The sequence below is a fragment of the Halorarius halobius genome (assembly GCF_024298865.1).
Lineage (GTDB): Archaea > Halobacteriota > Halobacteria > Halobacteriales > Haloarculaceae > Halorarius > Halorarius halobius.
This window is the reverse complement of the sequence record NZ_CP101161.1, coordinates 3,064,341-3,086,307: the sequence shown is the minus strand read 5'-3', so window position 1 is coordinate 3,086,307 and position 21,967 is coordinate 3,064,341. Positions and strand designations below refer to the sequence as shown.

27 protein-coding genes are annotated in these 21,967 nt (G+C 69.7%); 12 read left to right on the top strand and 15 right to left on the bottom strand.

The genetic code is table 11. From position 1 onward, the window contains the following. Genes NL112_RS16560 through NL112_RS16550 form a run of 3 tightly spaced genes read right to left on the bottom strand, consistent with a single transcriptional unit; the run spans position 1 to position 2,899 of the window. Entirely contained in the window at positions 1–927 is a 927-nt protein-coding gene (locus NL112_RS16560; RefSeq protein ID WP_255149960.1) for an ROK family protein, read from the bottom strand. Then, on the bottom strand, positions 924–2,663 hold the full coding sequence (gene pyk, locus NL112_RS16555) for a pyruvate kinase (RefSeq protein ID WP_255149959.1): 1,740 nt from the start codon (positions 2,661–2,663) through the stop codon (positions 924–926). Before pyk ends, NL112_RS16560 begins: the two co-directional genes overlap by 4 nt. A gap of 5 nt (positions 2,664–2,668) precedes the next feature. Beyond that, positions 2,669–2,899 (bottom strand): BolA/IbaG family iron-sulfur metabolism protein, encoded by a 231-nt coding sequence (locus NL112_RS16550; protein ID WP_255149958.1) that lies wholly within the window; start codon positions 2,897–2,899, stop codon positions 2,669–2,671. Positions 2,900–2,973: 74 nt separating this feature from the next. Here NL112_RS16550 and NL112_RS16545 point away from each other — a divergent pair, with 74 nt between their 5' ends. Continuing rightward, positions 2,974–3,921 (top strand): DUF6199 family natural product biosynthesis protein, encoded by a 948-nt coding sequence (locus NL112_RS16545; RefSeq protein WP_255149957.1) that lies wholly within the window; start codon positions 2,974–2,976, stop codon positions 3,919–3,921. Positions 3,922–3,924: 3 nt separating this feature from the next. Here NL112_RS16545 and fen read toward each other — a convergent pair whose 3' ends face one another. From fen to NL112_RS16520, 5 genes are all read right to left on the bottom strand, one after another. Further along, positions 3,925–4,908: a flap endonuclease-1 gene (fen, locus tag NL112_RS16540; protein WP_255149956.1), complete on the bottom strand. Its 984-nt coding sequence runs from the start codon at positions 4,906–4,908 to the stop codon at positions 3,925–3,927. Positions 4,909–4,954: 46 nt separating this feature from the next. Further along, positions 4,955–5,833 (bottom strand): DUF7260 family protein, encoded by an 879-nt coding sequence (locus NL112_RS16535; protein ID WP_255149955.1) that lies wholly within the window; start codon positions 5,831–5,833, stop codon positions 4,955–4,957. Between the two features lie 81 nt (positions 5,834–5,914). Beyond that, the gene (locus NL112_RS16530; RefSeq protein WP_255149954.1) at positions 5,915–6,088 is read right to left on the bottom strand and encodes a DUF8143 family protein; all 174 of its coding nucleotides are present in this window, start codon (positions 6,086–6,088) and stop codon (positions 5,915–5,917) included. Next, a complete protein-coding gene (locus tag NL112_RS16525) occupies positions 6,088–6,306 on the bottom strand; it encodes a zinc ribbon domain-containing protein (RefSeq protein WP_255149953.1) in 219 nt (72 codons plus the stop codon). Before NL112_RS16525 ends, NL112_RS16530 begins: the two co-directional genes overlap by 1 nt. 26 nt (positions 6,307–6,332) lie before the next feature. Next, on the bottom strand, positions 6,333–6,884 hold the full coding sequence (locus tag NL112_RS16520; protein ID WP_255149952.1) for a GNAT family N-acetyltransferase: 552 nt from the start codon (positions 6,882–6,884) through the stop codon (positions 6,333–6,335). Between the two features lie 59 nt (positions 6,885–6,943). Here NL112_RS16520 and NL112_RS16515 point away from each other — a divergent pair, with 59 nt between their 5' ends. Together NL112_RS16515 and NL112_RS16510 are read left to right on the top strand one after the other, a co-directional pair. After that, entirely contained in the window at positions 6,944–7,522 is a 579-nt protein-coding gene (locus NL112_RS16515; protein WP_255149951.1) for a class I SAM-dependent methyltransferase, read from the top strand. A 24-nt stretch (positions 7,523–7,546) separates the two neighbouring features. Then, positions 7,547–7,945, top strand: a complete 399-nt coding sequence (locus tag NL112_RS16510) for a DUF3054 domain-containing protein (protein ID WP_255149950.1) — start codon at positions 7,547–7,549, stop codon at positions 7,943–7,945. Here NL112_RS16510 and NL112_RS16505 read toward each other — a convergent pair. Then, positions 7,942–9,195 carry an MFS transporter gene (locus NL112_RS16505; protein WP_255149949.1) on the bottom strand — a complete coding sequence of 418 codons (1,254 nt, stop codon included), beginning with the start codon at positions 9,193–9,195 and terminating at the stop codon, positions 7,942–7,944. The two genes, NL112_RS16510 and NL112_RS16505, sit on opposite strands and share 4 nt — an antisense overlap. 312 nt (positions 9,196–9,507) lie before the next feature. Between NL112_RS16505 and NL112_RS16500 the strand changes: the two genes are divergently transcribed. Both NL112_RS16500 and NL112_RS16495 read left to right on the top strand, forming a co-directional pair. Continuing rightward, entirely contained in the window at positions 9,508–9,732 is a 225-nt protein-coding gene (locus NL112_RS16500) for a DUF8015 family protein (protein WP_255149948.1), read from the top strand. 76 nt (positions 9,733–9,808) lie between these two features. Beyond that, the gene (locus NL112_RS16495) at positions 9,809–10,801 is read left to right on the top strand and encodes an ornithine cyclodeaminase family protein (protein ID WP_255149947.1); all 993 of its coding nucleotides are present in this window, start codon (positions 9,809–9,811) and stop codon (positions 10,799–10,801) included. 39 nt (positions 10,802–10,840) lie between these two features. On the opposite strand, the gene NL112_RS16490 is transcribed toward NL112_RS16495, so the two are convergent. After that, on the bottom strand, positions 10,841–11,113 hold the full coding sequence (locus NL112_RS16490) for a hypothetical protein (RefSeq protein WP_255149946.1): 273 nt from the start codon (positions 11,111–11,113) through the stop codon (positions 10,841–10,843). A 349-nt stretch (positions 11,114–11,462) separates the two neighbouring features. Further along, the gene (locus NL112_RS16485) at positions 11,463–12,443 is read right to left on the bottom strand and encodes a presenilin family intramembrane aspartyl protease PSH (protein ID WP_255149945.1); all 981 of its coding nucleotides are present in this window, start codon (positions 12,441–12,443) and stop codon (positions 11,463–11,465) included. A gap of 86 nt (positions 12,444–12,529) precedes the next feature. On the opposite strand from NL112_RS16485, the gene NL112_RS16480 reads away from it, so the two are divergent. Further along, on the top strand, positions 12,530–13,111 hold the full coding sequence (locus NL112_RS16480; protein WP_255149944.1) for an MBL fold metallo-hydrolase: 582 nt from the start codon (positions 12,530–12,532) through the stop codon (positions 13,109–13,111). Here NL112_RS16480 and NL112_RS16475 read toward each other — a convergent pair. Both NL112_RS16475 and NL112_RS16470 read right to left on the bottom strand, forming a co-directional pair. Continuing rightward, positions 13,103–13,945: an ATPase gene (locus NL112_RS16475; protein ID WP_255149943.1), complete on the bottom strand. Its 843-nt coding sequence runs from the start codon at positions 13,943–13,945 to the stop codon at positions 13,103–13,105. The two genes, NL112_RS16480 and NL112_RS16475, sit on opposite strands and share 9 nt — an antisense overlap. Then, the gene (locus tag NL112_RS16470) at positions 13,942–14,220 is read right to left on the bottom strand and encodes a DUF5827 family protein (protein WP_255149942.1); all 279 of its coding nucleotides are present in this window, start codon (positions 14,218–14,220) and stop codon (positions 13,942–13,944) included. The genes NL112_RS16475 and NL112_RS16470 overlap by 4 nt, the downstream gene beginning before the upstream one ends. A 104-nt stretch (positions 14,221–14,324) precedes the next feature. Between NL112_RS16470 and NL112_RS16465 the strand changes: the two genes are divergently transcribed. After that, a complete protein-coding gene (locus tag NL112_RS16465; protein ID WP_255149941.1) occupies positions 14,325–14,741 on the top strand; it encodes a DUF7522 family protein in 417 nt (138 codons plus the stop codon). Positions 14,742–14,768: 27 nt separating this feature from the next. On the opposite strand, the gene sod is transcribed toward NL112_RS16465, so the two are convergent. Together sod and NL112_RS16455 are read right to left on the bottom strand one after the other, a co-directional pair. Beyond that, entirely contained in the window at positions 14,769–15,380 is a 612-nt protein-coding gene (sod, locus tag NL112_RS16460; protein WP_255149940.1) for a superoxide dismutase [Mn], read from the bottom strand. Positions 15,381–15,490: 110 nt separating this feature from the next. Beyond that, positions 15,491–16,885: a cryptochrome/photolyase family protein gene (locus tag NL112_RS16455; protein WP_255149939.1), complete on the bottom strand. Its 1,395-nt coding sequence runs from the start codon at positions 16,883–16,885 to the stop codon at positions 15,491–15,493. A gap of 81 nt (positions 16,886–16,966) precedes the next feature. Here NL112_RS16455 and NL112_RS16450 point away from each other — a divergent pair, with 81 nt between their 5' ends. The 5 genes from NL112_RS16450 (at position 16,967) to NL112_RS16430 (ending at position 21,961) form a co-directional block, all read left to right on the top strand. Further along, on the top strand, positions 16,967–17,728 hold the full coding sequence (locus tag NL112_RS16450) for an SDR family NAD(P)-dependent oxidoreductase (RefSeq protein ID WP_255149938.1): 762 nt from the start codon (positions 16,967–16,969) through the stop codon (positions 17,726–17,728). A 137-nt stretch (positions 17,729–17,865) separates the two neighbouring features. Continuing rightward, positions 17,866–19,140: an ABC transporter substrate-binding protein gene (locus NL112_RS16445; RefSeq protein WP_255149937.1), complete on the top strand. Its 1,275-nt coding sequence runs from the start codon at positions 17,866–17,868 to the stop codon at positions 19,138–19,140. Positions 19,141–19,143: 3 nt separating this feature from the next. Continuing rightward, positions 19,144–20,013, top strand: a complete 870-nt coding sequence (locus NL112_RS16440) for a branched-chain amino acid ABC transporter permease (protein ID WP_255149936.1) — start codon at positions 19,144–19,146, stop codon at positions 20,011–20,013. A gap of 2 nt (positions 20,014–20,015) precedes the next feature. Further along, positions 20,016–21,167: a branched-chain amino acid ABC transporter permease gene (locus NL112_RS16435; protein ID WP_255149935.1), complete on the top strand. Its 1,152-nt coding sequence runs from the start codon at positions 20,016–20,018 to the stop codon at positions 21,165–21,167. Continuing rightward, positions 21,164–21,961: an ABC transporter ATP-binding protein gene (locus NL112_RS16430; RefSeq protein ID WP_255149934.1), complete on the top strand. Its 798-nt coding sequence runs from the start codon at positions 21,164–21,166 to the stop codon at positions 21,959–21,961. Before NL112_RS16435 ends, NL112_RS16430 begins: the two co-directional genes overlap by 4 nt. Positions 21,962–21,967 lie beyond the last annotated feature (6 nt).

Sequence of the window (21,967 nt, the reverse complement as noted above, 5' to 3'; positions counted from 1 at the left end):
CTACTCGGGCAACGCGAGCGCGAGTGCCCCCCGGACGACCACCTCGTCGCCCAGCGGCGTCACCCGGACCTCCGGCACACTCGTGACGACGTGGTCGGGGAGGCGTTCGCGCACGGGGTCGACGACCGCCGCCGGGTTGTTGCACGCGACGGCACCGCCGACGGAGACGAGGTCCGGGGCGTACGCGTGGACGAGCGCCGCCGCGCCGAGCGTGTTCCAGCGGGCGAGTCGGTCGAGCACCTCGGCCGCTAGCGGGTCGTCGGGAGCCGCGAACAGGTCGGGCGCCGTCACCTCCCCGAGGTCGAGGTCCGTCTCGACGCCCTCGCCGTGGACGTGCCGAGCGTACGCCGGGAGGTTGGTCCCCGCGGCGTACGCCTCCCAGTGGCCGCGGCCCCCACAGCCACAGGCCACCGCGCCGGTCGAGTCGACCGTGATGTGGCCCACTTCGGCGGCGTTACCTCCGCTCCCGGTGAGGACGTGGCCGTCGACGACGACGCCGGCGCCGACGCCCGACGACAGTGTCAGGTAGACGGCGTTGTCGGGCGCGTCGGCGAACCGCCGTTCCGCGATGACGCCCGCGACGGCGTCGTTGCGGAGCCGAACCGACGCACCAGTAGCCGCCTCGACGGCCGCGACGAGCGGGATTCTGTCGGCCGGATGGTTCGGCGGGTCGACCACCCCGCCCCTGTCGTCCTGCGGGCCGATTGCGCCGATACCGACCGCCTTCAGGTCATCCGGTCCGACGCCGGCCCCCCCACAGGCCTCCCGGAGGACTCCGACGACCTCCTCGGCCACCCTGTCCCCGTCGCTCACCCGGGTCGTCCGGTCGCGGGCGCGGCCCCGGACCTCGCCGGTCGCGTTCGCGACGACGGCGCGGGTGTTCGTCGCCCCCACGTCGATGCCGGCGTACCGTGGCTCCCCGCTCACGGCTCCGTCACCTCGCCGGCGTACACGACGCCCCGCTCGCCGTCGACGGTCACGGTGTCGCCGTCCTCGACGTCGGCGGGGAGCGGGGCGTCCGAGACCATCGGCACGCCGAGTTCGCGGGCCACCTGCGCGGCGTAGCCGGTCAGCCCCGAGCGGGCCGACACGAACGCCGCCACCGCGTCTAGCGGCCCCTCGAAGGCGGCGTCGAACGTCTCGTCGACGACGACCACCGCGTCCTCGGGCGCGTCGGTCAGGTCGCCGTCAGTGGTCCTGAACACGGAGCCGACGGCGCGACCGGTCGTCACGCTCCGGCCCGAGGCGACCGTCGCGGCGGCGACGTGGACCTTGAGCGTGTTGGCGGTGTCGGCCTCGAACTCGGTGAGCATCCCCGCGAGGCCGACGACGGTGTCGCCGCTGGCGACGATGCCCGAGTCGAGCGCCTCGTCGACCGTGTGGCGGATGACCGCGTCCGCGCCGTCGGCCGGCAGGTCGGCGTACCGTGGCGAGACGCCCCACGACAGCGTCAGCCGTCGACGGACCTCGTCTCGGGGAGTCACCGCGACCACCGGCACGGCGGGCCGGTACTTGGCGACCTTCCGTGCGGTGTAGCCGGATTCGCTGGCGACGACGACGCCCGTCGCGCCCACGTCGCGGGCGAGATAGCGGGCCGACCGCGCCAGCGCGTCCGTCGTCGAGGCGCCGGCCGCCGGCACCCGCTGTTCGCGCGTCTCCGCGAACTCGTCGCTCGCCTCCACGTCGCGGACGATGCGGTCCATCGTCTCGACGACACGGACGGGGTGGTCGCCCACTGCCGTCTCACCCGACAGCATCACCGCGTCGGTGCCGTCGAGCACCGCGTTCGCCACGTCGGTCGCCTCCGCGCGGGTGGGCCGCCGCTCGTGGACCATCGAGTCGAGCATCTCCGTCGCGGTGATGACCGGGACGCCCGCCGCCAGACTCCGGCGGACGATGCGCTTCTGGATGAGCGGCACCTCCTCCAGCGGACACTCGACGCCCAGGTCGCCGCGGGCGACCATCACGCCGTACGCCGCCTCGAGTATCTCCTCGAGATTCTCGACGGCGTCGGCCCGCTCTATCTTCGCTATCACGGGCACGTCCGCACCGCGTTCCTCCAGCGCCTCGCTCACGCGGTAGACGTCATCGGCGTCGCGGACGAAACTCGCGGCGACGAAGTCGACGCCCGTCTCCGCGGCGAGGGCGAGTTCCGGCTCGTCGCGCTCGGTGACCACGTCCAGCCCGAGGTCGACGCCCGGGACGTTGACGCCCTTGCGCCCGCCGAGCTGTCCCCCGTCGAGCACCTCCGCGACGACGCCGTCGTCGTCGACCCGCCGGACGACCGTCTCGATGCGCCCGTCGTCGAGAAGCACCGTGTCGCCCGCCGTCACGCCCTCCAGCGCCGTCGAGAGTCCGACCACCTCGGGGGTGGCCGTCTCCCCGGCGACGAACCGGACCTCGGTGCCCGTCTCGACCTGTATGGGGGCGTCGAGCGGTGCGGTGCGTATCTCCGGGCCGGGGAGGTCGAGCATCACCGACACCGTCGCCTCGCTGTCGGCGTCGACGGAACGGACGCGCTCGACGACGTGTCTGCGCTGGTCGGTGTCGCCGTGGCTGGCGTTGAGCCGCGCGACGGCCATGCCGGCGTCGACCAGTTCACGAATCGTCGCCTCGTCGTCCGACGCCGGCCCCAGCGTGCAGACGATGGTCGCGTTGCGCATGCCTGCTACGGCGTCTCCGTCCGCAGTTCCAGCGCGTGGATGTCCGTCGTCATGTGCCCATCGAGCGCGTCGTACACCATCTCGTGTTGCTGGACGAGCGGGACGCCCTCGAACGCGGGGGAGACGACCTCTGCCCGGAGGTGGTCGTCGTCGTGTTCACCACGCGCCCGGGTGACCGTCGCCTCGCTGTCCTCGATACCCTCCTCGATGAGTCGCTCGACTGCCTCGGGGTCCATACCTCCGAGTGGCGCCCGACCGCGAAAAACGCCACGACACAAGACGTTTGTTCCACGCCGACACAGCCGGCAACATGGTCCGTTCCGCCCTCCGTTCGTTGGTTCGACCGACTGCCGCACACGATGACCCACCCTCGATGGGTGTCGCGGCAGGCATCGTCGTCGTGGTGGCGATAGCGGCGTTCGCCGGCGCGCACCTCGCCGGTGGGCAACTCGCCCCCCACGTCTCCGGTACCGACACCATCGACAACCCGAACTACCCGGGCGACGGCCTCTGTGAGAACTACGAGCCGCCCAGCGAGGAGTTCGGCACGCCCGACGGCTGTGGTAACCCCGAGCGCGTCCAGCGGTCGCTGTCGGCCGTCGCCGTCGGCGCCGTCCGGGGCAACGGCGGCGCCGCACTGCTCGCCACGCTGTTGTTGTGGCCGCTGGTGACCGGCGTGGTCCACGGCATCACCGAGGGGTACGGCGGCTCGGTCGGCGAGACGGCCCGGGCAGTCGCGCCCGCGTTCCTGCCGGCGCTCGGCCGCCACGCCGCCCGCCCCGTCGCGGTAGCGCTGGCCGCGCCCGACTGGAACTACCCCGTGGCGGTCGCGCCACTCCGGACCGCGGCCGCCGAGTTCGCCGGGGGCGGCGGCGTGACGCTGTTGACCGTGGTCGTCGCCCTGACGGTCGCCTGGCAGGGGTACGTCCTCGCGGGCGTCGCCACGGGCCGGGCGGGCGACCGGGGCATCGGAACGTTCGTCGGTCTGGTCGCCGCCGCCGTCGTCGCGGGATGCGCGGCCGTCACCCCCGCATCCGGGGGTGCCACCGGCTGGGGGTTCCTCATCGGCCTCATGGGGCTCGTGTTCATCGGCATCCCCGAACTGCTCCTCAGACACGACGCGAAGTGGGACCTGTTCGGCTACCGGACCGACGGCACGCCAGAGCCGAAACCGTGGCTCGTCGCCAGCCGGCGCCTGCTTGGCGTCTTGCTACTGGTCGTCGGGATGTGGGGAGCCGGTGGCCTGGGCTACGTGTAGCGGTCAGGTCCAGCGGTCGAGCCCGGTCTGGACGAGCGATTCCTCGATGCGCTCGAAGCCGCGTGCGACTTCGTCGCCGGCCACCTCCCACTCCTCGGTGACGTAGGCGCGGGCGGCTTCGATGTCGGGGTCGATGTCGGGGTCGAACGCGTAGTCGTCGGTCACGTCCGGGTCGAGGAACAGCCCCCGGATGACGTCGGCGTTGTCGACGTACTCGTCGCGCGCGTCGAGGACGGCCCAGAGGTCGCCGTGCTCGCGGACGAGCTTCACGGCGGTCTTGGGACCGATGCCCGAGATGCCCTCGTTGAAGTCGGTGCCCATCAGGATGGCGGCGTCGACCAACTGCTCCCAGGTCAACTCGTGTTTCTCGAGCGTCGCCTCGAAATCCATCAGCTCCGGGTCGCCCTTCGAGGTGAGTTGCCGGAGCGTGTACGGCGCGCCCAGAAGGAGCGCGTCGTAGTCCTCGGTGCCGACGTAGTCGGCGTCGCCGTTCCGGGCCATGTGGGCCGCCTGTGCCTCGCCCTCGGCGGGCGCTTCGACGACGGGCACGTCGAGCCGCTCGAGCAACCCGCGGGTCGTCCGCTGGATGGTGTCGGTGAGCCGCTGGGTCCGCGACTCCAGGGCCGCGATGCGGGCGGCGTCCTCGCCCTCCTCGCGTGCCTCCGCCAGTTGCTCCTCGTAACGCTCGCGCTGTTCGCGCCGCTGTTCGACCTCGTCGTCCTTCAGGTCGGTGACGCCGCCGTCGAACACGAACACCGGCGTGAGGTCGTGCTCGAAGAACTTGGGGAGCCCCTGGACGACGCCGATGAGGTTGGCCACCTCCGCGCCGCTCGCGGTCGTGTACGCCTCGTCGCGGGTGAACTTGACCGTCGTCGTCAGATACCGGTAGAGCCAGTTGTGCGCGTCGACGGCGACGACGCCACCGCCGAGTTCGTCGAACGACACCGTCTCGAGGACGGCGAGCTGTCGTAGGTCCGCATTTCCCATCGCACGGTGGTAGGGGGGGCGGGCGCTTGAAACCTCGCCGTCCGGTTCAGACGACGCGCGTCAGCATATCCGTCGTCCGGTCGCGTTCCACCCGCACCTCCCCGAGCAGGTCAGCCGCGGCCGCGACCACCGGATACGGGGGGCCGACCGACTCGTAGAGATACCGCGAGAGGTCGAACGCGTCGCGGTCCGAAAGCGAGGCGCGTCGGTCGTCGACCACCGCAACGCAGGCGGCCTCGAGGCGGTCGAGCCGTTGCCAGCGGTCGGCCAGCGACTCGAAGTCGTCGATGTCCGGGGCGGCGCGGGCCTCGTCGAGCGCCGCCTCGATGGACTGGAGCCGCTCGGCCGACTCCGCCAGCGCGTCGGCCTCCGTGCCGAGTTCCGTCAGGAACGCCTCGCGCTCCGTGCGGGCCTGCTCGCCCGCGGCGACGACCGCCTGCTGGAGGTCAGGCGTGAGTGGCCCACCGGACGCCAGCGCGTTCGCCACGTCCGGGCCAAGTTCGGCACGGAGATTCGCCCCCAGCGGCTCCCCGTAGTCTTCCTCGTAGTGGTCCACCGACAGCATCGTCTCCCGGTAGGCCTCGCCGACGGCCGCGGCGTCGGGCCCGGACTGGCTCGTCAGCACCGCGGGGGTGTACCCCGCTCCGTGGTCGGCCGACGGCGTGGTGGGCGAGAGCGCACGGACCCGGTCGATGAACGACTCGAGGGCGTCGCGCTCGGCGCGGACCCGGCGGCGCTCCTCCCGCGTGGTCTGCGAGGCGTCAGCGAGATACGAGAGCGCACCGAGGACTCCCAACAGCCCGGAGAGGCCGATGACGACCGCACGCAGGAGGACGACCACCTGGAAACAGCCCGCCGGCGTGCAGGCGACGCCGAGCCCAGTCGGGTCTCCGACCGAGACGACGGTCATGGTCGTGATATGCATGGTACGTGGTCGCACGACAGCCAGGGATAAATAGACACGGTCCGGTTCGACAGCCCGACCGCGTCGGTCGGCGCCCGCGCGTCAGCGGTCGTCCGTGTTCCGGCGGTCGTCGCGCGTATCGCGGCGGGCGGCGCGTTCGGCTTCCTCGCGGTCCATCTCGCGCCGCTGGTCGTGTTCCGACCGCACCGCGAGATACAGCAACACGGGGAACGCGAGCGCGAGCAGGGCAAACAGGACGAACACCGCCGCGGCCATCACCCGAGGAACACGTCGACGATGTCGCTCGTGCCGGAGGTGGTGTCGCGGTACAGCTCCGAGTAGCCGCAGTTCGTACACGAGACGACCTGAAACGAGTTCGTCTGGATGTCGAACATCTTCGAGAGGCCGCCACCGGTCGTGGATATCTGGCCGACGTCGGTGCCGGTGTTGCCGCATTTCGGACAGCCGCGCTCGGAGTCGGTATCGGGGACCATGTCCGGGAGTGGCGTGCGCTAGATTATCAGTTTTCTGTCGGCGTGGCAACCGTCCCCGGCACCTCGTCGCGCGCGTCGAGGAAGGCACGCTCGCTCGCCGAGAGGTCGCGCTCGCGGAACCGGGCGAGCCCCCCACGGTACCGGTCGGTCGAGCGGTCGCCCGGCCGTTCGAGCACGAGTTCGGCCAGTCCCGTCTCGCGGCCGGTGAACCCGAAGCCGGCCTTGTACAGCGCCTCGTACGCGAAGGGGTTGTTGACCGCGATGCGGACGCGCTCGTAGCCGCGCGCCTCGGCGCGGGCCGCCGTGAACGCGCAGAGCCGCGCGCCGAGCCCCTCGCCGCGGCGGTCCTCGCGGACCGTGACGTACCGGAGCCACAGCGCCCCGGCGTCGGTGCGGTCCTCGTTGAACGCGACGGCCCCGAGCACGTGGTCGTCGAACTCGCCGTCGGTCGGCTCGCCCTCGCGGACGACTGCTTTGCCGGTCGCGGACATCACGAACTTGCCGGCGTAGCTGAACCGCTCCCAGTCGAGCCGGAGCGTCGGACCGTCCGGAGGCCACCCGAGGAGCGCGAACTCCATGACTCGCCGAACGCGCCCGCGAGGGAAACGCGTTACTCCCGGCGGCCCCATACTCGGGTATGCGCCACACGGCCACGCGCGACGTGTCGCTGTTCGACCGGTTCGCCCGGCTCTACGAGCTAGGGATGCCGGCGGCCGACGCCGACCGCCTCGAGGCAGGCCTCGCGTTCGGCACCGGCCCCTTCGAACGCGTTCTCGACGTGGGCGGCGGGACCGGTCGGGCCGCCCGCGCGCTGGGTGACGCCACCGTTATCGACGCCGCCCAGGGGATGCTCACCGAAGCACGCGCGTCGGGACTCGACGCCGTACAGGGCGACGCCGGTCGCCTTCCCGTCCGGACGGGGAGCGTCGACGCCGTCATTATCGTCGACGCGTTGCATCACTTCCCCGACGCGGCGGCCGCCATCGAGGACGCCGCGCGCGTGCTCCGGGCGGGCGGGGTGCTCGTCGTCCGGGAGTTCGACCCCGGGACCTGGCGCGGGCGCGGCCTCGTCAGGATGGAGCATCTGGTCGGGTTCGACTCGACGTTCTACACGGCCGACGACCTCGCGGGGCTGATGGCGGACGCGGGGCTGGTGACGTTCCACCCCGAACGCGGGTTCGCCTACACGGTGGCGGGCGTGAAACGGGGCGACTAAGCGGGCGGCGCCGGATGGGGGTGTATGGATCTGTCGCCACGCGTCTCCGTCTCGCGGACGATGGCGCTCGCCGCGGTGGGGGACCTCGTGTGTATCGGACTGTTCAGCGTCCTGGGCGTGTTACAACACGAGTCCGGGGCGGTGCTCGTGCGCGCGCCGGAGGTTGCGGCGCCGTTCGTCGTCGGCTGGGTGGTCGTGGGCCTGGTCGTCGGCGTTTTCAACGAGCGGGCGCTGGCGACCCCCCGGGAGGCCGCCGCTCGCGCGGGGGTCGCGTGGCTCGGCGCGGACATCGTGGGCCAGGCCATCCGCGCGACAAGCCTCGTCCGCGGGGGGTTCGACCCCGCCTTCTTCCTCGTGTCGCTGTTCGTCACCGGCGCACTGCTCGTCGGTTGGCGCGCCACGGTCGCCCGACTGACGGGCTAGCGTCGGACGAGCACGAGACCCAGCGCCGCCGCCACGAGACCGAACCCCGCGAGCACGGCGAACAGCGCGCCCGGCCCGGCAACGGTCAACAGTCCGCCCGCGACGGCGCCGCCGAGCGCGCCGACGCCGAACACGCCGAGGTAGGTGAACCCGTACGAGAGCCCCCGCGTGCCGGCCGGGGTGTATTCGGCGACAGTCGCCTGGTAGAACGGCTGGACGACGAACAGCGCGACGCCCATCACCGCACAGACGGCCAGAAGCGGCAGGAGCCCGGCCGTCGCAATCGGGAGGAACACGACCGCCAGCACGCCGAGACTGCCGTAGCCGACGACGAGCCCCCACTCGACGGGGACCCGGTCGGTGAGTTTGCCGCCTGCGTACTGGCCGAAGACGCCCGCCATCAACAGGCCGACGTACACGTACCGGCTGGGCGCGAGGTCGCGGCCCGCGAACTGCACCGGCTCGAGCGCGCCGAACCCGTCGAGGAGCTGTGGCAGAAAGGTGAGGAAGCCGCGGTAGTAGAGCCCCGACAGCATCACCGCGAGGAACACGACGGCGAACAGCCCCGAGAACAGCGCCCGCGAATCCGCAAGCAGGGCAGAGAGCGACGTGACCGACCCGGAGGCCCGGGCGTCGGCCTCGCCGCCGTCACCGACCGCGGCCGTCTCGTCGACGTCCAGGCGCGCGGCCGCGAGCGCGCCGACGAGCGCCGGTACACCGAGGAGGGCGACGACGGGACGCCAGTCCCCGAGCACGAACAGCAACAGCGCCGTCGACAGTGGCCCGAGCGCGATGCCGAGGTTACCCGCGATGCCGTGGTAGGCGAACGCCGACCCGCGCTCGCGGACGCCCTTCGAGATGAGCGCCAATCCCGCGGGGTGGTACACCGAGGCGGCGACGCCCCACGCGAACAGACAGAGCGCGACCGTAGCCAGGGATGGAGCGACCGCGAGCACGAGGAACGAGCCGCCCATCCCGACGAGCGACGCGAGGATGAGCGGGCGCGAGCCGTACGCGTCGGCCAGCACACCCCCAGGGAGCGCGCCGATTCCGAACGGTGCGTAGCCGGCCGTGAGAACGACGCCGAGGACGAAGCTCGTGACGGCGACGCTACCCACCAGCGGCACCGACAGCTGGGTGAACTCCACCGCCCAGACGGTCAGCAGAATCGGGAGCGACAGCTCGTAGGTGTGGACCATCGCGTGTGCCAGCATCACGAGCCCCGTTATCCGCCGGTCGTTCCCGTTCACATCGGGAGTGGCGAACCGACCCGCTTGTAGGCGTCGGTTCAGCGTCCGGGTAGTGCGGGGGCTCGCGGCTCCGTCGCGTGATAACGCCTGTCAGAACGAAATCGGACAGGTTACTGGGCGTGCGGGTGATACGTACTCCGATAAATCGGGGTGTAGCGGGCCTCCTCGTGCGTTTTCGGGGTTTATAGGTGTCGCATAAGTTATGGAGATACAATCTATGGCCAACCAGATGCTAACCAGTATTTACCTCCGATAGTATCAGCCGCATATGAAAAACACTTATAGGGATTTCTCTCATAGGTCATAGTAGATATGGCAGGTTACTACGACTTCGTTCTCGGCCTCATTCCGCTCGCGCTCGGCGGTGGCTCCGCCGCGCTGACCGTCGCGGGCGTCTCGCTCACGACCGCAATCATCGCCGCCTCGCTGATTGCTGTCGCGCTCATCGGACACGGGATGTTCGTCCGTACTCCCGGCGAGGCACCGGCCGCGCCCGCGGCGCCCGCGGCGGACGGTCCCGAACTCGGCGCGAACTGACGGCTCTCCTCTACCTTCCGGCTCCCGCTCGACCGACAGCCACTACGCTGATTACCCGTCGCCCGGAACTGCTTGTATGACCGAGGTGCTGTTCCTGACGAGCGAGGAGATGCGCGGCCTTGCGACCCCCGGCGAGTACGTCGAGGCGGTGCGTGACGGCTATCGCCAGCGCGGCCACGGAGCGGCCGCCGAACCCCGGACGAAACTGGTCAACCAGGACCCGGCGGGGATGCTCACCGGCTACATGGCCGTCCTGCCGGAGTCGGGCGTGATGGGCGGCTACCAGTACGCCGCCGGCTTCGGCGACGGCGACGCCCACTTCTTCCTGCCGCTGTTCGACGTGGACAGCGGCGCGCCGCTGGCCCTGCTCGACGGCGCATCGCTGAACCCGTTCAAGACGGGCGCGGCGGGCGCCGTCGGCGCGGACGAACTCGCGCGGCCCGACGCCGAGGTGGTCGCGGTGTTCGGCTCCGGACCACAGGCGAAGGGGCAGTTGCGGGCGCTGGACGCCGTCCGCGGCCTCGCCACGGTCAACGTCTACTCGCCGACCAAGGAGCACCGCGAGTCGTTCGCGGCCTCGATGAACGACGAACTCGACGCCGCCGTTGCGGCGGTCAACTCCTCGGACGCGGCCATCGAGGGCGCCGACATCGTGGTCACGGCGACGGACGCGACCGAACCGGTGTTCGACGGCGAACTGCTGGAGGCGGGTACCCACGTCACCGCGATGGGCCAGTACGATGCGGACGCGCGCGAACTCGACACCAGGACCGTCGAACGGGCGAAGTACGTGCCGGACCTCCGGGACCGGGCGTTTTCCGACGCGGGAGCGTTCCTCCAGGCCCGCGAGGAGGGCGTCGTCGACGACGACCACGTCCACGCGGAACTGGGCGAGGTGGTCGCGGGCACCGAACCCGGGCGCGAGAGCCGCGAGGAGATAACCGTGTTCGACTCCGGCGGGACGGGCATCGAGACGGTCGCGGCCGCCGGGATGCTGTACGAGCGCGCGGCAGAGCAGGGGCTCGGCGAGACCATCGAGTTCGCGCCCGCGAGCGACGCGCTCCGGTGACCGGCGTCGCTCGCGAGAGCCGAGAGCGACGTCGGCCCGTCACCAGCCGTCCGGGAGTGTGACGGGCGCGCGCTCGGCGACCGTCGCCAACAGCGCGATGCCAGCCGCGAGGCAGACGACGCCCACGAGCAGAAACCACGGCCAGCAGAACGGGGCGGTCGCACAGACGACACCGAGCGCCGACGGCGGGAGCAGGTGCGCGAGGAACCCGGCGAGGTAGACGGAGGCGGCCACGAGCGCGACGACGTACCCGACCGTCCCGAGCGCCACCAGCAGGACGATGACCACGTCACGGAGGGGACGGCGGGGCATCGCCACGAGTTCTCCACGCCGCTGAAAGTGCTTTGTGGGTGCCGGGACCGGTCGCTCGTCGTCAATTCAGCATACGCTCGCATGCAGGGGTACGGGGGCGTATCGTGTCAGAGGGTTGCGGCCACGGGACGGGACGGTGGTGCCGCCCCGCGGTGTCCACGGCGGGGACCCCGTGGCCGCGGTGGGACCGAATCCAGTTGCGGTGGTGGAATGACAGACAGCTGATTCGGGCCTCACGTGGGGCGGGGACCCCACAGCCGGGGTGATGGCCCGCGGGTACTAAAGCATATGCTGAAAGACATTTTTGTCCTATCGGCAACCGAAACGCGGTTCTGTCCGACAGGCAACACTACGCGAGACCGACGGCCTGTGCGAGCGGGATGCCGGATGCGAGCGCGCCGACGAGGTAGCCGCCGATGGCACCGCCGTTCAGCAACGGCAGGCCGGCGTGGGCCCGTCCCGCCATCACCATCCGCATCAACACGAGCAGGCCCAGGAGCGTGCCGACCATCGCCGTCGCGGCGGGCAGGGTCACCGCGAGGCCGGGGACGCCGAGGTCCGGTACCGAGGCGGGACTGAAGAACGCCGCGCTGGCGACCAGCACCGTCGGCATCACCGCGTCGCCGAGGCCGATGAAGAACGCGTCCCGCTCCATCGGCCCCTCCCCGTTCTCCTCCTCGGGCGACGCGTCGTCGTCCGCGGCGTCGCCGTCGCGCTCAGTCGCCTCCGGCCCGTCGTCGTCGAGGAACGAGTACGACGCCGACAGGGGGACGACCAGAATGACGGGCACCTTCAGGTCCATGACGCCCGACGCGAGGTCGAGCATGTGTTCGGTGCCGTACACCGAGATGGCGTCGTACACCGCCAGTCCCGCGAGCAGGACGATGGCCGGCAGGAGGCCGAAGGAGATGCCGAACAGGCCGGCCGCGCCCGCCCCCATCACGATGCCAGCGGCGTCGATGACGTACCACTCCGGATAGACCAGCAGGGCGGCCGCGAGCGCGAGCGCCGCCCCCACCGCGACGGCGTTGACGCCGAACGCGACCACCGGCGGGAGAAGCACCGCGAACACGTAGTAGCTGATGAACGTCGCCGAGAGGACGACGAGCAGACGCACGAGCACGTCTGCGTCGTACTTGAACGCCGCGAGCATGACGGCCGTGGCGACGAGGATAGCGAGGATGTAGATGACCGAGTTGGTCGGGTCCGTCGGGTCCTCGACGGTCTGATAGCCGGCGGATTTGAACGGCTCGACCAGCGCCAGCGCCCCCACCTGGATGCAGACGAAGATGCCGACGACGGCGGCGACGGCGACGTACGCCCGTCTCATGTCACGGTCGACTCCCGCGTGGGGTAAGGGCGTTGCGTTCCACCGCAAGCGACACCGGAAAGTACCGGCGGTGGTAACCGGCGAGCATGATTCACAACCTCGCGCAGGGCGTCCGCGCGTTCACGAGCAACGTCTTCCACGTGCCCGGTGACCGGTCGGTGCTGGTCGACCCCGGTAGCGAATTCGACGTGGTCTCCCAACTCGAAGAGCAGGGCGGCGGCCTCGATGCGGTAGTGCTCACTCACACCCACCCGGACCACGTCGGCAACACCGACGCCGTCGTGGAGGCGTTCGACGTGGACGTGTGGGGGTTCGACCCCGACCACGCGCTGGTCGACCACGCCATCGCCGACGGCGACGCCGTCGCGCTGGGCGACCACGAGTACCGCGCGCTCCACACGCCCGGTCACAAGAACGACCACCTCTGCTTCTACTCGTCGGCGGCGTCGGTGCTGTTCGCGGGCGACCTCGTGTTCACGAACGGCGGATTCGGCCGCACCGACCTCGAAGAGGGCGACCGCGCGACGCTGGTCGACAGCATCGACTACGTGCTCGAGACGGTCGACGAGAGCCTCGAACAGTTGCACACGGGCCACGGGCCGAGCGCGACCACCGACGCCTACCGACACGTCGAACTCGCCGCGCGGTCGGCGCGGATGTCAGCGTAGCGCGCTCGCGAGAAGCGCGTCGTAGGCGGGTCCGTAGGCGTCCGCGACTGCCTCGGGGTCGGCGCGGGTCTCCCCATCGAGCGCCGGTAGTTCGACCGTCGCCGCCGGCTCCAGCAACTCCAGGACGTTCTCGACGCGCTCCTCCAGTCGCCCCTCGTGTGCGCTACCGGACGCGACGTCGCAGGCCTTCGTGTATCGCGGCCCGTCGTACACCCGACAGCGTCGGGGCTCGACGACCGCGACCGCGTCCGGTTCGAACCCCCGAAGCGGGAGCGCGATGTCGGCGTAGGATTCGACGACCGCTCGGTCCTCGCTCTCGATGTCGTTGCCGAGGGCGGCCATCGCCGGCCGGTGAAGCGACGCCATCAGGTCGTTGAACGCCGGCAGGGCCTCGACCGTCGCCGCGTCGTCGAGCGGCAACGACTCGGCGGCCGAATCGGGCACCTCGCGGGTGCCGTTGACGACGTAGGCGTCGCCCGCGTCGGTGGTCGGCAGGTCGGCGTCGCCGGCCACGCGCACCCGGTCGACGAGGAACGACCGGTCGTCCTGTCCGAGCAGGCCCCCTCCGCCGCCCGGCGCCGGCGTCCAGAGCCGGTGGACCGGGTTCAACTCTTCTGGCGCGGGGTCGCCCGGCGAGGCCGCCGCCAGCCGCTTCGCGTCCTTGCCGAACAGGCGGCCCCGCTCGACGGCGTGGCGGTAGTCGTCCGTGTCGAACCAGTAATCGTTGCCCGCCCGTGGTTTGTAGCCCGGCGCGGCCGTCTCGACGCACAGCCCCGTCGAGAAGGTGGTCTTGCCGGCATCCACCCGGGCCCCGCCCGCGACCAGCAGTTTCATTCCGTGGCGTCCGGGCTCAGCCCGTAGAAGCCGGGGGCGTCCTCGTCTTCCGGTTCGGCGAACACGAACGCCGACTCGTGGTCGAGCATCCAGGGGATGGCCCAGTCGAGCAGGATGTCCTCCGTCGCGGCGTCCAGTTCGCGGTCGGCGTCGAGCCCCTGCAGGAGGCGGGCGATCTCGTAAACCGTGTACATAGTGTCCGGGTCGAGCACTTCCTCGGGGTCGCGGAACTCGAACGTCCGGAGGTCGTCGAACGTCTCCTTGGGTCGCGGCATGACCGGGCGTACGGGGGAGGGGCCGGTAAACGCTACGTGTTCCCCCGGCTCACGACTCGATACGGGGCGAGCCTCTTCATACGTGCCCGCCGACCTCGAACCGGATGAGCGACGCCACAGACGAGTTCACGGCGGTCTTCCGGGAGTTCGCGGGAACGGGACTGCGCGATGTCTGGAGCTTCGACGTGGAGTCGGAGCGGTGTCTCTACATCCGGCGGGACGTGGCCGAACGACTCGAGGGGCACGACCCGGCGCGGTACATCGACAACGAGCGGTACGGGTTCATCACCCGGCACACGTACGACGACCTCACGTACGCCGACTACGAGTACACAGTGCGCGGGTTCGACGAGTTCACGACGTTCCGGACGTTCTTCGACGGGTTCGGCGTGCTCGCGAGCGTCGACGCCGACGCCGATATCGCGTTCGACGCGCTGTACGAGACGCTCCGAAACACGGAGTACGCTCACGGCGACGATACGGGACTCATCGACGACTACACGGCGGCGGCGGACGACTGAAAGAAATCGGGAAGTCGGGGAACTGCCTTACTCGAACAGCTCGGTGACCGTCTGGTACTCCTCTTCGACCTTGTCCCAGTTCACGACGTCGAAGAACGCGTCGATGAACGAGCCGCGGTCGGGACCGTAGTCGTAGTAGTAGGAGTGCTCCCAGACGTCGAGCGCGAGGATGGGGTGGGCACCCCACAGCGCGCCCTGGTCGTGCTTGTCGACGACGATGTTGCGGAGCTGTTTGGCCACCGGGTCGTAGACGAGCAGGGCCCAGCCGCCAGCCGCGGACGCCGCGGCCTCGAACTCGCCCTTCCAGGCGTCGTAGGAGCCGAAGTCCTCGTCGATGCGGGCCGCGAGGTCACCGTCGGGCGTGCCGCCGCCGTTGGGGTCCATGTTCTCCCAGAACAGCGTGTGGAGATAGTGGCCACAGCCGTTGTGGGTGACGTTGCGGATGGCCGACCCCGAGGAGGAGAAGTCGCCCTCCTCGCGGTTCTCCTCGAGCGTGGCCTCCGCGGAATCGAGCCCGTTCACGTACCCCTGATGGTGGGTGTCGTGATGCCACGTCAGCACCTGCTCGCTGATGGACGGTTCGAGTGCGTCGTAGTCGTACGGGAGCGGTGCGAGTTCGGGGTTGGAACGTTCGCTCATGGTATCTCCTCCGTCGGGAGACACGTCGGGGTCGCTCAAAAAGATTGAGGAGTCAGGCACCCTCCACCTCTACTGAATTTAAGTACGGTTCGTGACAGGTTTGCGCCGCGTCACTCCTCGCTGTCGCCCCGAGCGCGCTCGAACATCGCCAGCGCCTCCTCTCGGCGTTCGGAGTGGTCGACGACGGGCGCGGGGTAGTCGGGGGCGGCCGCCTCCCGGGTTTCGTCGTCGAGTTCGTGCCACGAGTGGACCGTCTCGGGGTCGACGCCCCGGAGTTCGGGCACGTAGCGGGCGACGTACTCGGCGTCGGGGTCGTACCGCTCCCCCTGGGTCATCGGGTTGAAGATACGGAAGTACGGCTGGGCGTCGGTCCCGGTGGAGGCCGCCCACTGCCAGCCACCGTTGTCGTTGGCGGTGTCGTGGTCGACGAGATGCTCGCGGAACTGCGCGTAGCCGTGGCGCCAGTCGGCGAGCAGGTCCTTCGTGAGGAAGGAGGCGACTATCATCCGCACGCGGTTGTGCATGAACCCCTCCTCGCGGAGCTGTCGCATCCCGGCGTCGACGATGGGGTAGCCCGTCTCGCCGGCCGTCCACGCGGCTATCTCGTCGGGGTCGTTGCGCCACTCGATTGGGTTCTCGTAGCTCTTGAAGTTCTCCGTCACCACCTCGGGGCTGAAGTGGAGGACGTGGTGGTAGAACTCCCGCCACGCCAACTGCGACTGGAACTCCTCGACCGACTCCCGCGCCTCGTCGTCGGGCGCGTCGGCCATCGCCGCCTCGGTGGCGGCGTACACCTCGCGGACGCCGACGGTCCCCCACCGGAGATGCGCCGACAGCCGCGAGGTGGCGCCCTCGGCCACGTCGTCGCGGGCGTCGGCGTACTCGAATATCGGGCCGTCACAGAACGACTCGAGTCGGTCGCGGGCCGCGTCCATCCCGGCCGCCGGAACGTCCGCATCGGGCTCCTCGAACCCCAGGTCCTCGAGCGTCGGTAGCTCCTCGCCCGACACGTCCGCGATGGCCGACGGTGCGTCGTGCGGGTCGGCCTTCTCGCGGTCGCGCCACTTCTTCCAGAAGTAGGTGTACACCTGGTACGGGTCGCCGTCGTTCGTCAGGATGGAACCGGGTTCGTGGAGCAGGCGGTCCGAGTGCTCGTGGACCGCGACGCCGGCGTCCTCCAGTGCCGCGGTGACCGCACGGTCGCGCTCGCGGGCCAGTCCCGAGTGGTCGGCGGCGTAGTGGACGGCCTCGACTCCATGGTCGGCCGCCAGCTCAGGTAGGACCGCCGAAGGGTCGCCCCGGGCGACGTACAGGTCGCCACCACGCTCGCGATACCACTCGCGCAGTTCCGCGAGCGCGTCGAGCATGAACGCCACGCGCGGCGGCGAGCCGTACCGGAGCACGCCGTCGTCGAACACGAACACCGGCATGACCTCCCCCTCGGCGGCCACCAGCCCCGTGTTGTCGGTGGCCCGGAGGTCGCTCCGGTGCCAGTGAATCTCCATGCCGACTCGACGGACGCCGACCGGGTATAGCTACCCCTCCGATGGCGATAGCCTCAAGCGGCCGCCCCGAGGAGTGCCTCCATGGACGAGTTCGACCTGTCCGGACGTACGGCAGTCGTGACCGGTGGCTCCCGCGGCATCGGGCGCGCAGTCGCACACGGATTAGCGGAGGCGGGCGCCGACGTCGCGCCCCTGTCCAGGTCGGAAGACGACCTGACCCAGGTCGCCGAGGAGGTGCGCGACCGCGGCCGGGAGTCGTGTGTCGTCACCTGCGACGTGTCCGACCCCGACGACGTGACGGCGGCGTTCGACGAGGTGCGCGACGCGCTCGGGCCGCTCGACGTGGTGGTGAACAACGCGGGCGTCAACCCCGACGAGGCGCTCGGCCTCCCGGAGGACATCGACGACGAGGCGCTCGACTGGGTGCTCGACGTGAACGTCGGTGGCGCGTTCACCTGCGCGCGCGTCGCCGCAGAGGACCTCGCGGAGACCGGCGGCTGTGTCGTCAACGTCGCCTCCGTCGGCGGCGTCGTCGGTCTGCCGCGCCAGCATCCGTACGTCGCCTCCAAACACGGCCTCGTGGGGCTGACCAAGAGCCTCGCGCTCGACTGGGCGCCCGACGTACGCGTGAACTGCGTCGCGCCCGGCTACGTCGCCACGGAGTTCATCGACGAGGTGACGAGCAACGAACGGCTCGCGGACTCCGTGCGCGACCGGACGCCGCTCGACCGGTTCGCGGAGCCGCGCGAAATCGCCGGCCCCGTCGCCTTCCTCGCCAGCGACGCCGCCTCCTACGTCACGGGGTCGGTGCTGTCGGTCGACGGCGGCTGGACCGCTCGCTGACGAGTAGTATTTAACACCGCCGCCGGTTCAAGCCCGTATATTTATCTGTCCGCTATTGAAAACTGTTACCGGCCACCATGGTTAACGATGGTAAGGGTACGGGCAGTAACGCTGAGACTGGAAAAGCGAGTGACGACATGTCGAACGATGAAAACGTCGGGCGGCGGTCGTTCCTGAAGGCGACGGGCGTCAGTGCCACCGCTGCTGCGCTGGCCGGGTGTACGGACACCATCGGGGGCGGCGGGGGCGGCGGCGTGCCGGAGACGATAAAGGTCGGCGTGCTGGGGCCGGCCGACTCCCCGATGGGGTCGTCCATCCTCAACACGGCGAAACTGGCGGCAGGGCAGATAAACGACGCCGGCGGCATCGCTGGCTCGGACGTCGAGGTGTTCACCAAGGACACGAAGGACGACCCCGCGACCACGCGCTCGGCGTACCAGGAGTTGACGACCGGGCAGAACGTCCACGCGACGACCGGCATCTTCGGCTCCGAGAACCTGCTGTCCATCATGGGCAACATCGCGGAGGCGGGGACCCCACACCTGACCGCGGGTGCGGCGACGCCGGAGGCGCCCCGCCGAGTGAAGGAGGACTACGAGAAGTTCAAGTACTGGTTCCGGACCGGCCCGGTCAACTCCAACTTCCTCGCGGAGTCGCTCATCCAGTTCGCCAACGACCGCTTCGAGTCGATGGGCTGGGAGAAGGTCGCGTTCATCGCCGAGGACTTCAAATGGACCGAACCGGTCACCCAGCGGATGCAGTCGGACCTCGCCTCGACCGGCGTCGAGGTGTCGTCGGTCAAACGCGTCGCGGAGGGGACGGAGGACTTCACCCCCATCTACGACGAACTCGAGGGGAACGACGTGGACGGCGCGTTCACGGCGCTTGCCCACATCGGCACCACGTCGCTCGTCCAGTGGGCGAAACAGCAGCGCTCGTTCGGCTACGGCGGCATCCACGTCCCGACGCAGTTGCCGTCGTTCTACAAGGCGACGAAGGGAGCGGCCATCTCGACGTTCTCGCAGACGACGGCGACGCCACAGTCGGAGATTACCGAGAAGACCGTGCCGTACGCGAACGCCTACCAGGAGGAGTTCGGCGGCTACCCCGTCTATACGGGCTACTCCGTGCAGGACGCGATGTACATGCTGAAGAACGCCATCGAGGGCGCGGAGTCGGTCAACGGCGACGACATCGTCTCCGAACTGGAGGGGATGTCGTACACCGGGACCGCGGGCACGGTGGAGTTCTACGGCCAGGACGCCGAGTTCCCCCACGACGTGAAGTACGGCGAGGAGTTCACTCGCGGCGTCTACTTCCAGTGGCAACAGCAGAACGACTCGGGCACCCAGCAGGTCATCTGGCCCGACAAGTACGCCACCAGCGAGTACACGAGTCCGCCCTGGGTCTGAACCATGGCCGGTCTCGCAAACCTCGCAACGCAGGTCCTGATGCTCGGGGCCCTCTACTCGCTGGTCGCCATCGGATTCACCCTCATCTTCGGGGTCGGCGGGGTGTTGAACCTCGCGCACGGCGCCATCCTCACCATCGGGGCCTACTCGGCGCTGGCCGTCGGTGAGATTGTCGCCGGCCCTGCCGGCGTGTGGGTCGGCCTCGTGGCCGCCGCCGTCGTTCCCGCCGGGTTGAGTCTCGCGTTCTACAAGGGACTCATCCGGCCCGCACGGCACAACCCGGTGACGGTGCTGATACTGACGCTCGTGATGGGGCTCATCGTCGAGCAGGTGGTGCTGGTCGTCTGGGGCGGCCAGGACATCGTCGTCTCCAGTCTCATCGCCGGACAGACCACCGTGCTCGGTCAGCAGTTGCAGTCGAACCGCATCGTCGTGTTCGTGCTGTCGTGGGTGCTCATCGGTGCGCTGTTCTACTTCGTCAACCGGACGCGGACGGGGCAGGCCATCCTCGCCACCTCGATGTCCGAGAAGGGCGCATCCCTGGTCGGCATCGACCCGGACGATGTCTACTCGTACACCTGGATACTGGCGGGCGCGCTCGCCGGCATCGCGGGCGTGTTCCTCGCGTCGTTCCAGACGGCCAGTCCGTTCATGGGGCGGTCGCCGCTGCTTTTGTCGTTCGCCATCGTCGTCGTCGGCGGCCTCGGCTCCATCCGGGGCTCCGTCATCGGCGCGTACCTCATCAGCCTGCTCGACACGCTGACCATCGAGTTCGTCAGCACGCGGCTCGCGGGCGTATCCGCACTCGTCGTGCTCGTGCTCGTACTGCTCGTCAAACCCGAGGGCCTGTTCGGGCGTGAACTCGCCGAATGACCATGGCAGGAGAAACCGAATCCGACACCAAGACGTGGGAGGACCTGTTGAACCCCCGGACGATGGCGACCCACCACCAGTTCGGCCTGCTCGGACTGGCGGTGCTGTTCGTGCTTCCGTTCGTGGCTCCCGCCATCACCACGCTCCAGTTCGCGCAGGCGCTGTTCTTCGCGACGTTCGTGATGAGCTGGGACCTCGTCTCGGGCTACACCGGCGAGATATCGTTCGGCCACGGGCTGTTCTTCGGCGTGGGCGGCTACGCCGCCGGGATGGCGAACCTGCATCTCGGCATCAACCCGTGGCTCGCCGTGCCCATCGGCGCGCTGGCGGCCGCGGCCGCCGGTCTGCTCATCGGCTTCCCGAGCCTCCGGCTCAAGGGGCCGTACTTCTCGCTCGTGACGCTCGTGACGCCCATCATCCTCATCTCGGTGTTCAAGTTCTACCCGGACCTCACGGGCGGGGAACTGGGGCTGGTGAGCGTCGGCACCGTCGACAACTTCGGCGCCATCGGCCCCATCGCTAGCCCCGCCTACGACCCGCTCTCCGGGTTCTATCTCGGGCTGGCCGTGTTCCTGCTCGCGCTGGTGGTGTTCCTCGCGGTCACGCGGTCGGACGCGGGGACCGTGTTCACCGCCATCCGCGAAGACGAGATAGCCGTCGCCGCGACTGGCAAGAACCCCGCGAAGTTCAAACTGTTCGCGTTCCTGCTGTCGGGGCTCGTCGGCGGCTTCGCCGGCGCGATGTACGGGTTCAGCGTCGGCTCGTTCACCACCTCGGAACTGCTGGCGCTGGTCGTCAGCATCGAGGTCATCGTCGCGGCCATCCTCGGCGGGATGGGAACCATCACCGGTGCCGCGTTCGGCGGCCTCTTCTTCTACATGTTGCGGACGTGGCTCCGCAACCTGGAGATAGTCGTACCGATAGTCAACCGCTCCGTCGGGGAGTTCTACTTCCTCGTGTTCCTCGTCGTGACGCTACTGTTCCTGTTCTTCCTCCCGGAGGGCATCGTCCCGCGGGTGGTGCGCTCGGCCCGCTCCAGAGTCGGTCGGACCGCCGGCGACCCGGTTCCGGACGGCGGCACCGCACCCGTCCAGCGAGTCCTGCGGAAGTGGGTCGACGAGCTACAGGCCATCCTCGGGGGTGACGACCGATGAGTAGCGAACCCCGGGAGCCGAGCGCGGACGCTCTCGACGACAGCTACGGCCCCGACGACGGCGTGCTCGTCGCCGATGGGCTGACGAAGCGGTTCGGCGGCCTCACGGCCGTCGACGACCTCTCGTTTGCGGTGCAGGAACAGGAGATTCTCGGGTTCATCGGCCCGAACGGCGCCGGCAAGTCGACCACGTTCAACTGCATCACCGGCCGCTATCCGCCGACGGAGGGAACGGTGTACTACCGCGGCGAGGACGTCACCGGCGCCGCGGCCTACGAGATGGTCGACCGCGGCCTCGCCCGCACGTTCCAGGAGTTCCGACCGTTCCGGGACCGGACGGTGCTGGCGAACCTCGAGACGGCGCTCGTGCCCGACGAGTTGTTCTCCACGTCGGGGCTCCGCGGCGAGACACGCGCACAGGCCATCGACCTCTGTGAGCGGGTCGGACTCGGTGACGACCTCTACCGGACGCCGGACGAACTCCCCCACGCGGGGATGTTGCGGCTCGAAATCGGACGAGCGATGGCGACGAGTCCCGACCTGATGCTGGTCGACGAGCCGTTCGCCGGGCTCGCGGAAAGCGAGATCGGTCAGCTCTCGGAGCTGCTGGAGCAGTTGCGCGACGAGGGGACGACGCTCGTCGTCGTCGACCACAACATGCGCGGGCTCCTGTCGCTGATAGACAGGGCTATCGTCATCAACTTCGGCGCCAAGATAGCCGAGGGACCACCCGAAGAAATCCGGCAGAACACCGCGGTACAGGAGGCGTATCTCGGCGCCGACGACGGGAGCTAACCCCGT

What these genes read in the sequence shown, in the direction of transcription:
- NL112_RS16530 (WP_255149954.1), bottom strand. Translation starts at nt 6,088, where the DNA reads ATGGCCGCGGCGGTGTTCGTCCTGTTTGCCCTGCTCGCGCTCGCGTTC.
- NL112_RS16495 (WP_255149947.1), top strand. Translation starts at nt 9,809, where the DNA reads ATGACCGAGGTGCTGTTCCTGACGAGCGAGGAGATGCGCGGCCTTGCG.
- NL112_RS16480 (WP_255149944.1), top strand. Translation starts at nt 12,530, where the DNA reads ATGATTCACAACCTCGCGCAGGGCGTCCGCGCGTTCACGAGCAACGTC.
- fen (WP_255149956.1), bottom strand. Translation starts at nt 4,908, where the DNA reads ATGGGAAATGCGGACCTACGACAGCTCGCCGTCCTCGAGACGGTGTCG.
- NL112_RS16550 (WP_255149958.1), bottom strand. Translation starts at nt 2,899, where the DNA reads ATGGACCCCGAGGCAGTCGAGCGACTCATCGAGGAGGGTATCGAGGAC.
- NL112_RS16515 (WP_255149951.1), top strand. Translation starts at nt 6,944, where the DNA reads ATGCGCCACACGGCCACGCGCGACGTGTCGCTGTTCGACCGGTTCGCC.
- NL112_RS16465 (WP_255149941.1), top strand. Translation starts at nt 14,325, where the DNA reads ATGAGCGACGCCACAGACGAGTTCACGGCGGTCTTCCGGGAGTTCGCG.
- NL112_RS16445 (WP_255149937.1), top strand. Translation starts at nt 17,866, where the DNA reads ATGTCGAACGATGAAAACGTCGGGCGGCGGTCGTTCCTGAAGGCGACG.
- NL112_RS16455 (WP_255149939.1), bottom strand. Translation starts at nt 16,885, where the DNA reads ATGGAGATTCACTGGCACCGGAGCGACCTCCGGGCCACCGACAACACG.
- NL112_RS16430 (WP_255149934.1), top strand. Translation starts at nt 21,164, where the DNA reads ATGAGTAGCGAACCCCGGGAGCCGAGCGCGGACGCTCTCGACGACAGC.
- sod (WP_255149940.1), bottom strand. Translation starts at nt 15,380, where the DNA reads ATGAGCGAACGTTCCAACCCCGAACTCGCACCGCTCCCGTACGACTAC.
- NL112_RS16500 (WP_255149948.1), top strand. Translation starts at nt 9,508, where the DNA reads ATGGCAGGTTACTACGACTTCGTTCTCGGCCTCATTCCGCTCGCGCTC.
- NL112_RS16520 (WP_255149952.1), bottom strand. Translation starts at nt 6,884, where the DNA reads ATGGAGTTCGCGCTCCTCGGGTGGCCTCCGGACGGTCCGACGCTCCGG.
- NL112_RS16440 (WP_255149936.1), top strand. Translation starts at nt 19,144, where the DNA reads ATGGCCGGTCTCGCAAACCTCGCAACGCAGGTCCTGATGCTCGGGGCC.
- NL112_RS16470 (WP_255149942.1), bottom strand. Translation starts at nt 14,220, where the DNA reads ATGCCGCGACCCAAGGAGACGTTCGACGACCTCCGGACGTTCGAGTTC.
- NL112_RS16545 (WP_255149957.1), top strand. Translation starts at nt 2,974, where the DNA reads ATGGTCCGTTCCGCCCTCCGTTCGTTGGTTCGACCGACTGCCGCACAC.
- NL112_RS16450 (WP_255149938.1), top strand. Translation starts at nt 16,967, where the DNA reads ATGGACGAGTTCGACCTGTCCGGACGTACGGCAGTCGTGACCGGTGGC.
- NL112_RS16510 (WP_255149950.1), top strand. Translation starts at nt 7,547, where the DNA reads ATGGATCTGTCGCCACGCGTCTCCGTCTCGCGGACGATGGCGCTCGCC.
- NL112_RS16485 (WP_255149945.1), bottom strand. Translation starts at nt 12,443, where the DNA reads ATGAGACGGGCGTACGTCGCCGTCGCCGCCGTCGTCGGCATCTTCGTC.
- NL112_RS16475 (WP_255149943.1), bottom strand. Translation starts at nt 13,945, where the DNA reads ATGAAACTGCTGGTCGCGGGCGGGGCCCGGGTGGATGCCGGCAAGACC.
- pyk (WP_255149959.1), bottom strand. Translation starts at nt 2,663, where the DNA reads ATGCGCAACGCGACCATCGTCTGCACGCTGGGGCCGGCGTCGGACGAC.
- NL112_RS16490 (WP_255149946.1), bottom strand. Translation starts at nt 11,113, where the DNA reads ATGCCCCGCCGTCCCCTCCGTGACGTGGTCATCGTCCTGCTGGTGGCG.
- NL112_RS16535 (WP_255149955.1), bottom strand. Translation starts at nt 5,833, where the DNA reads ATGCATATCACGACCATGACCGTCGTCTCGGTCGGAGACCCGACTGGG.
- NL112_RS16525 (WP_255149953.1), bottom strand. Translation starts at nt 6,306, where the DNA reads ATGGTCCCCGATACCGACTCCGAGCGCGGCTGTCCGAAATGCGGCAAC.
- NL112_RS16435 (WP_255149935.1), top strand. Translation starts at nt 20,016, where the DNA reads ATGGCAGGAGAAACCGAATCCGACACCAAGACGTGGGAGGACCTGTTG.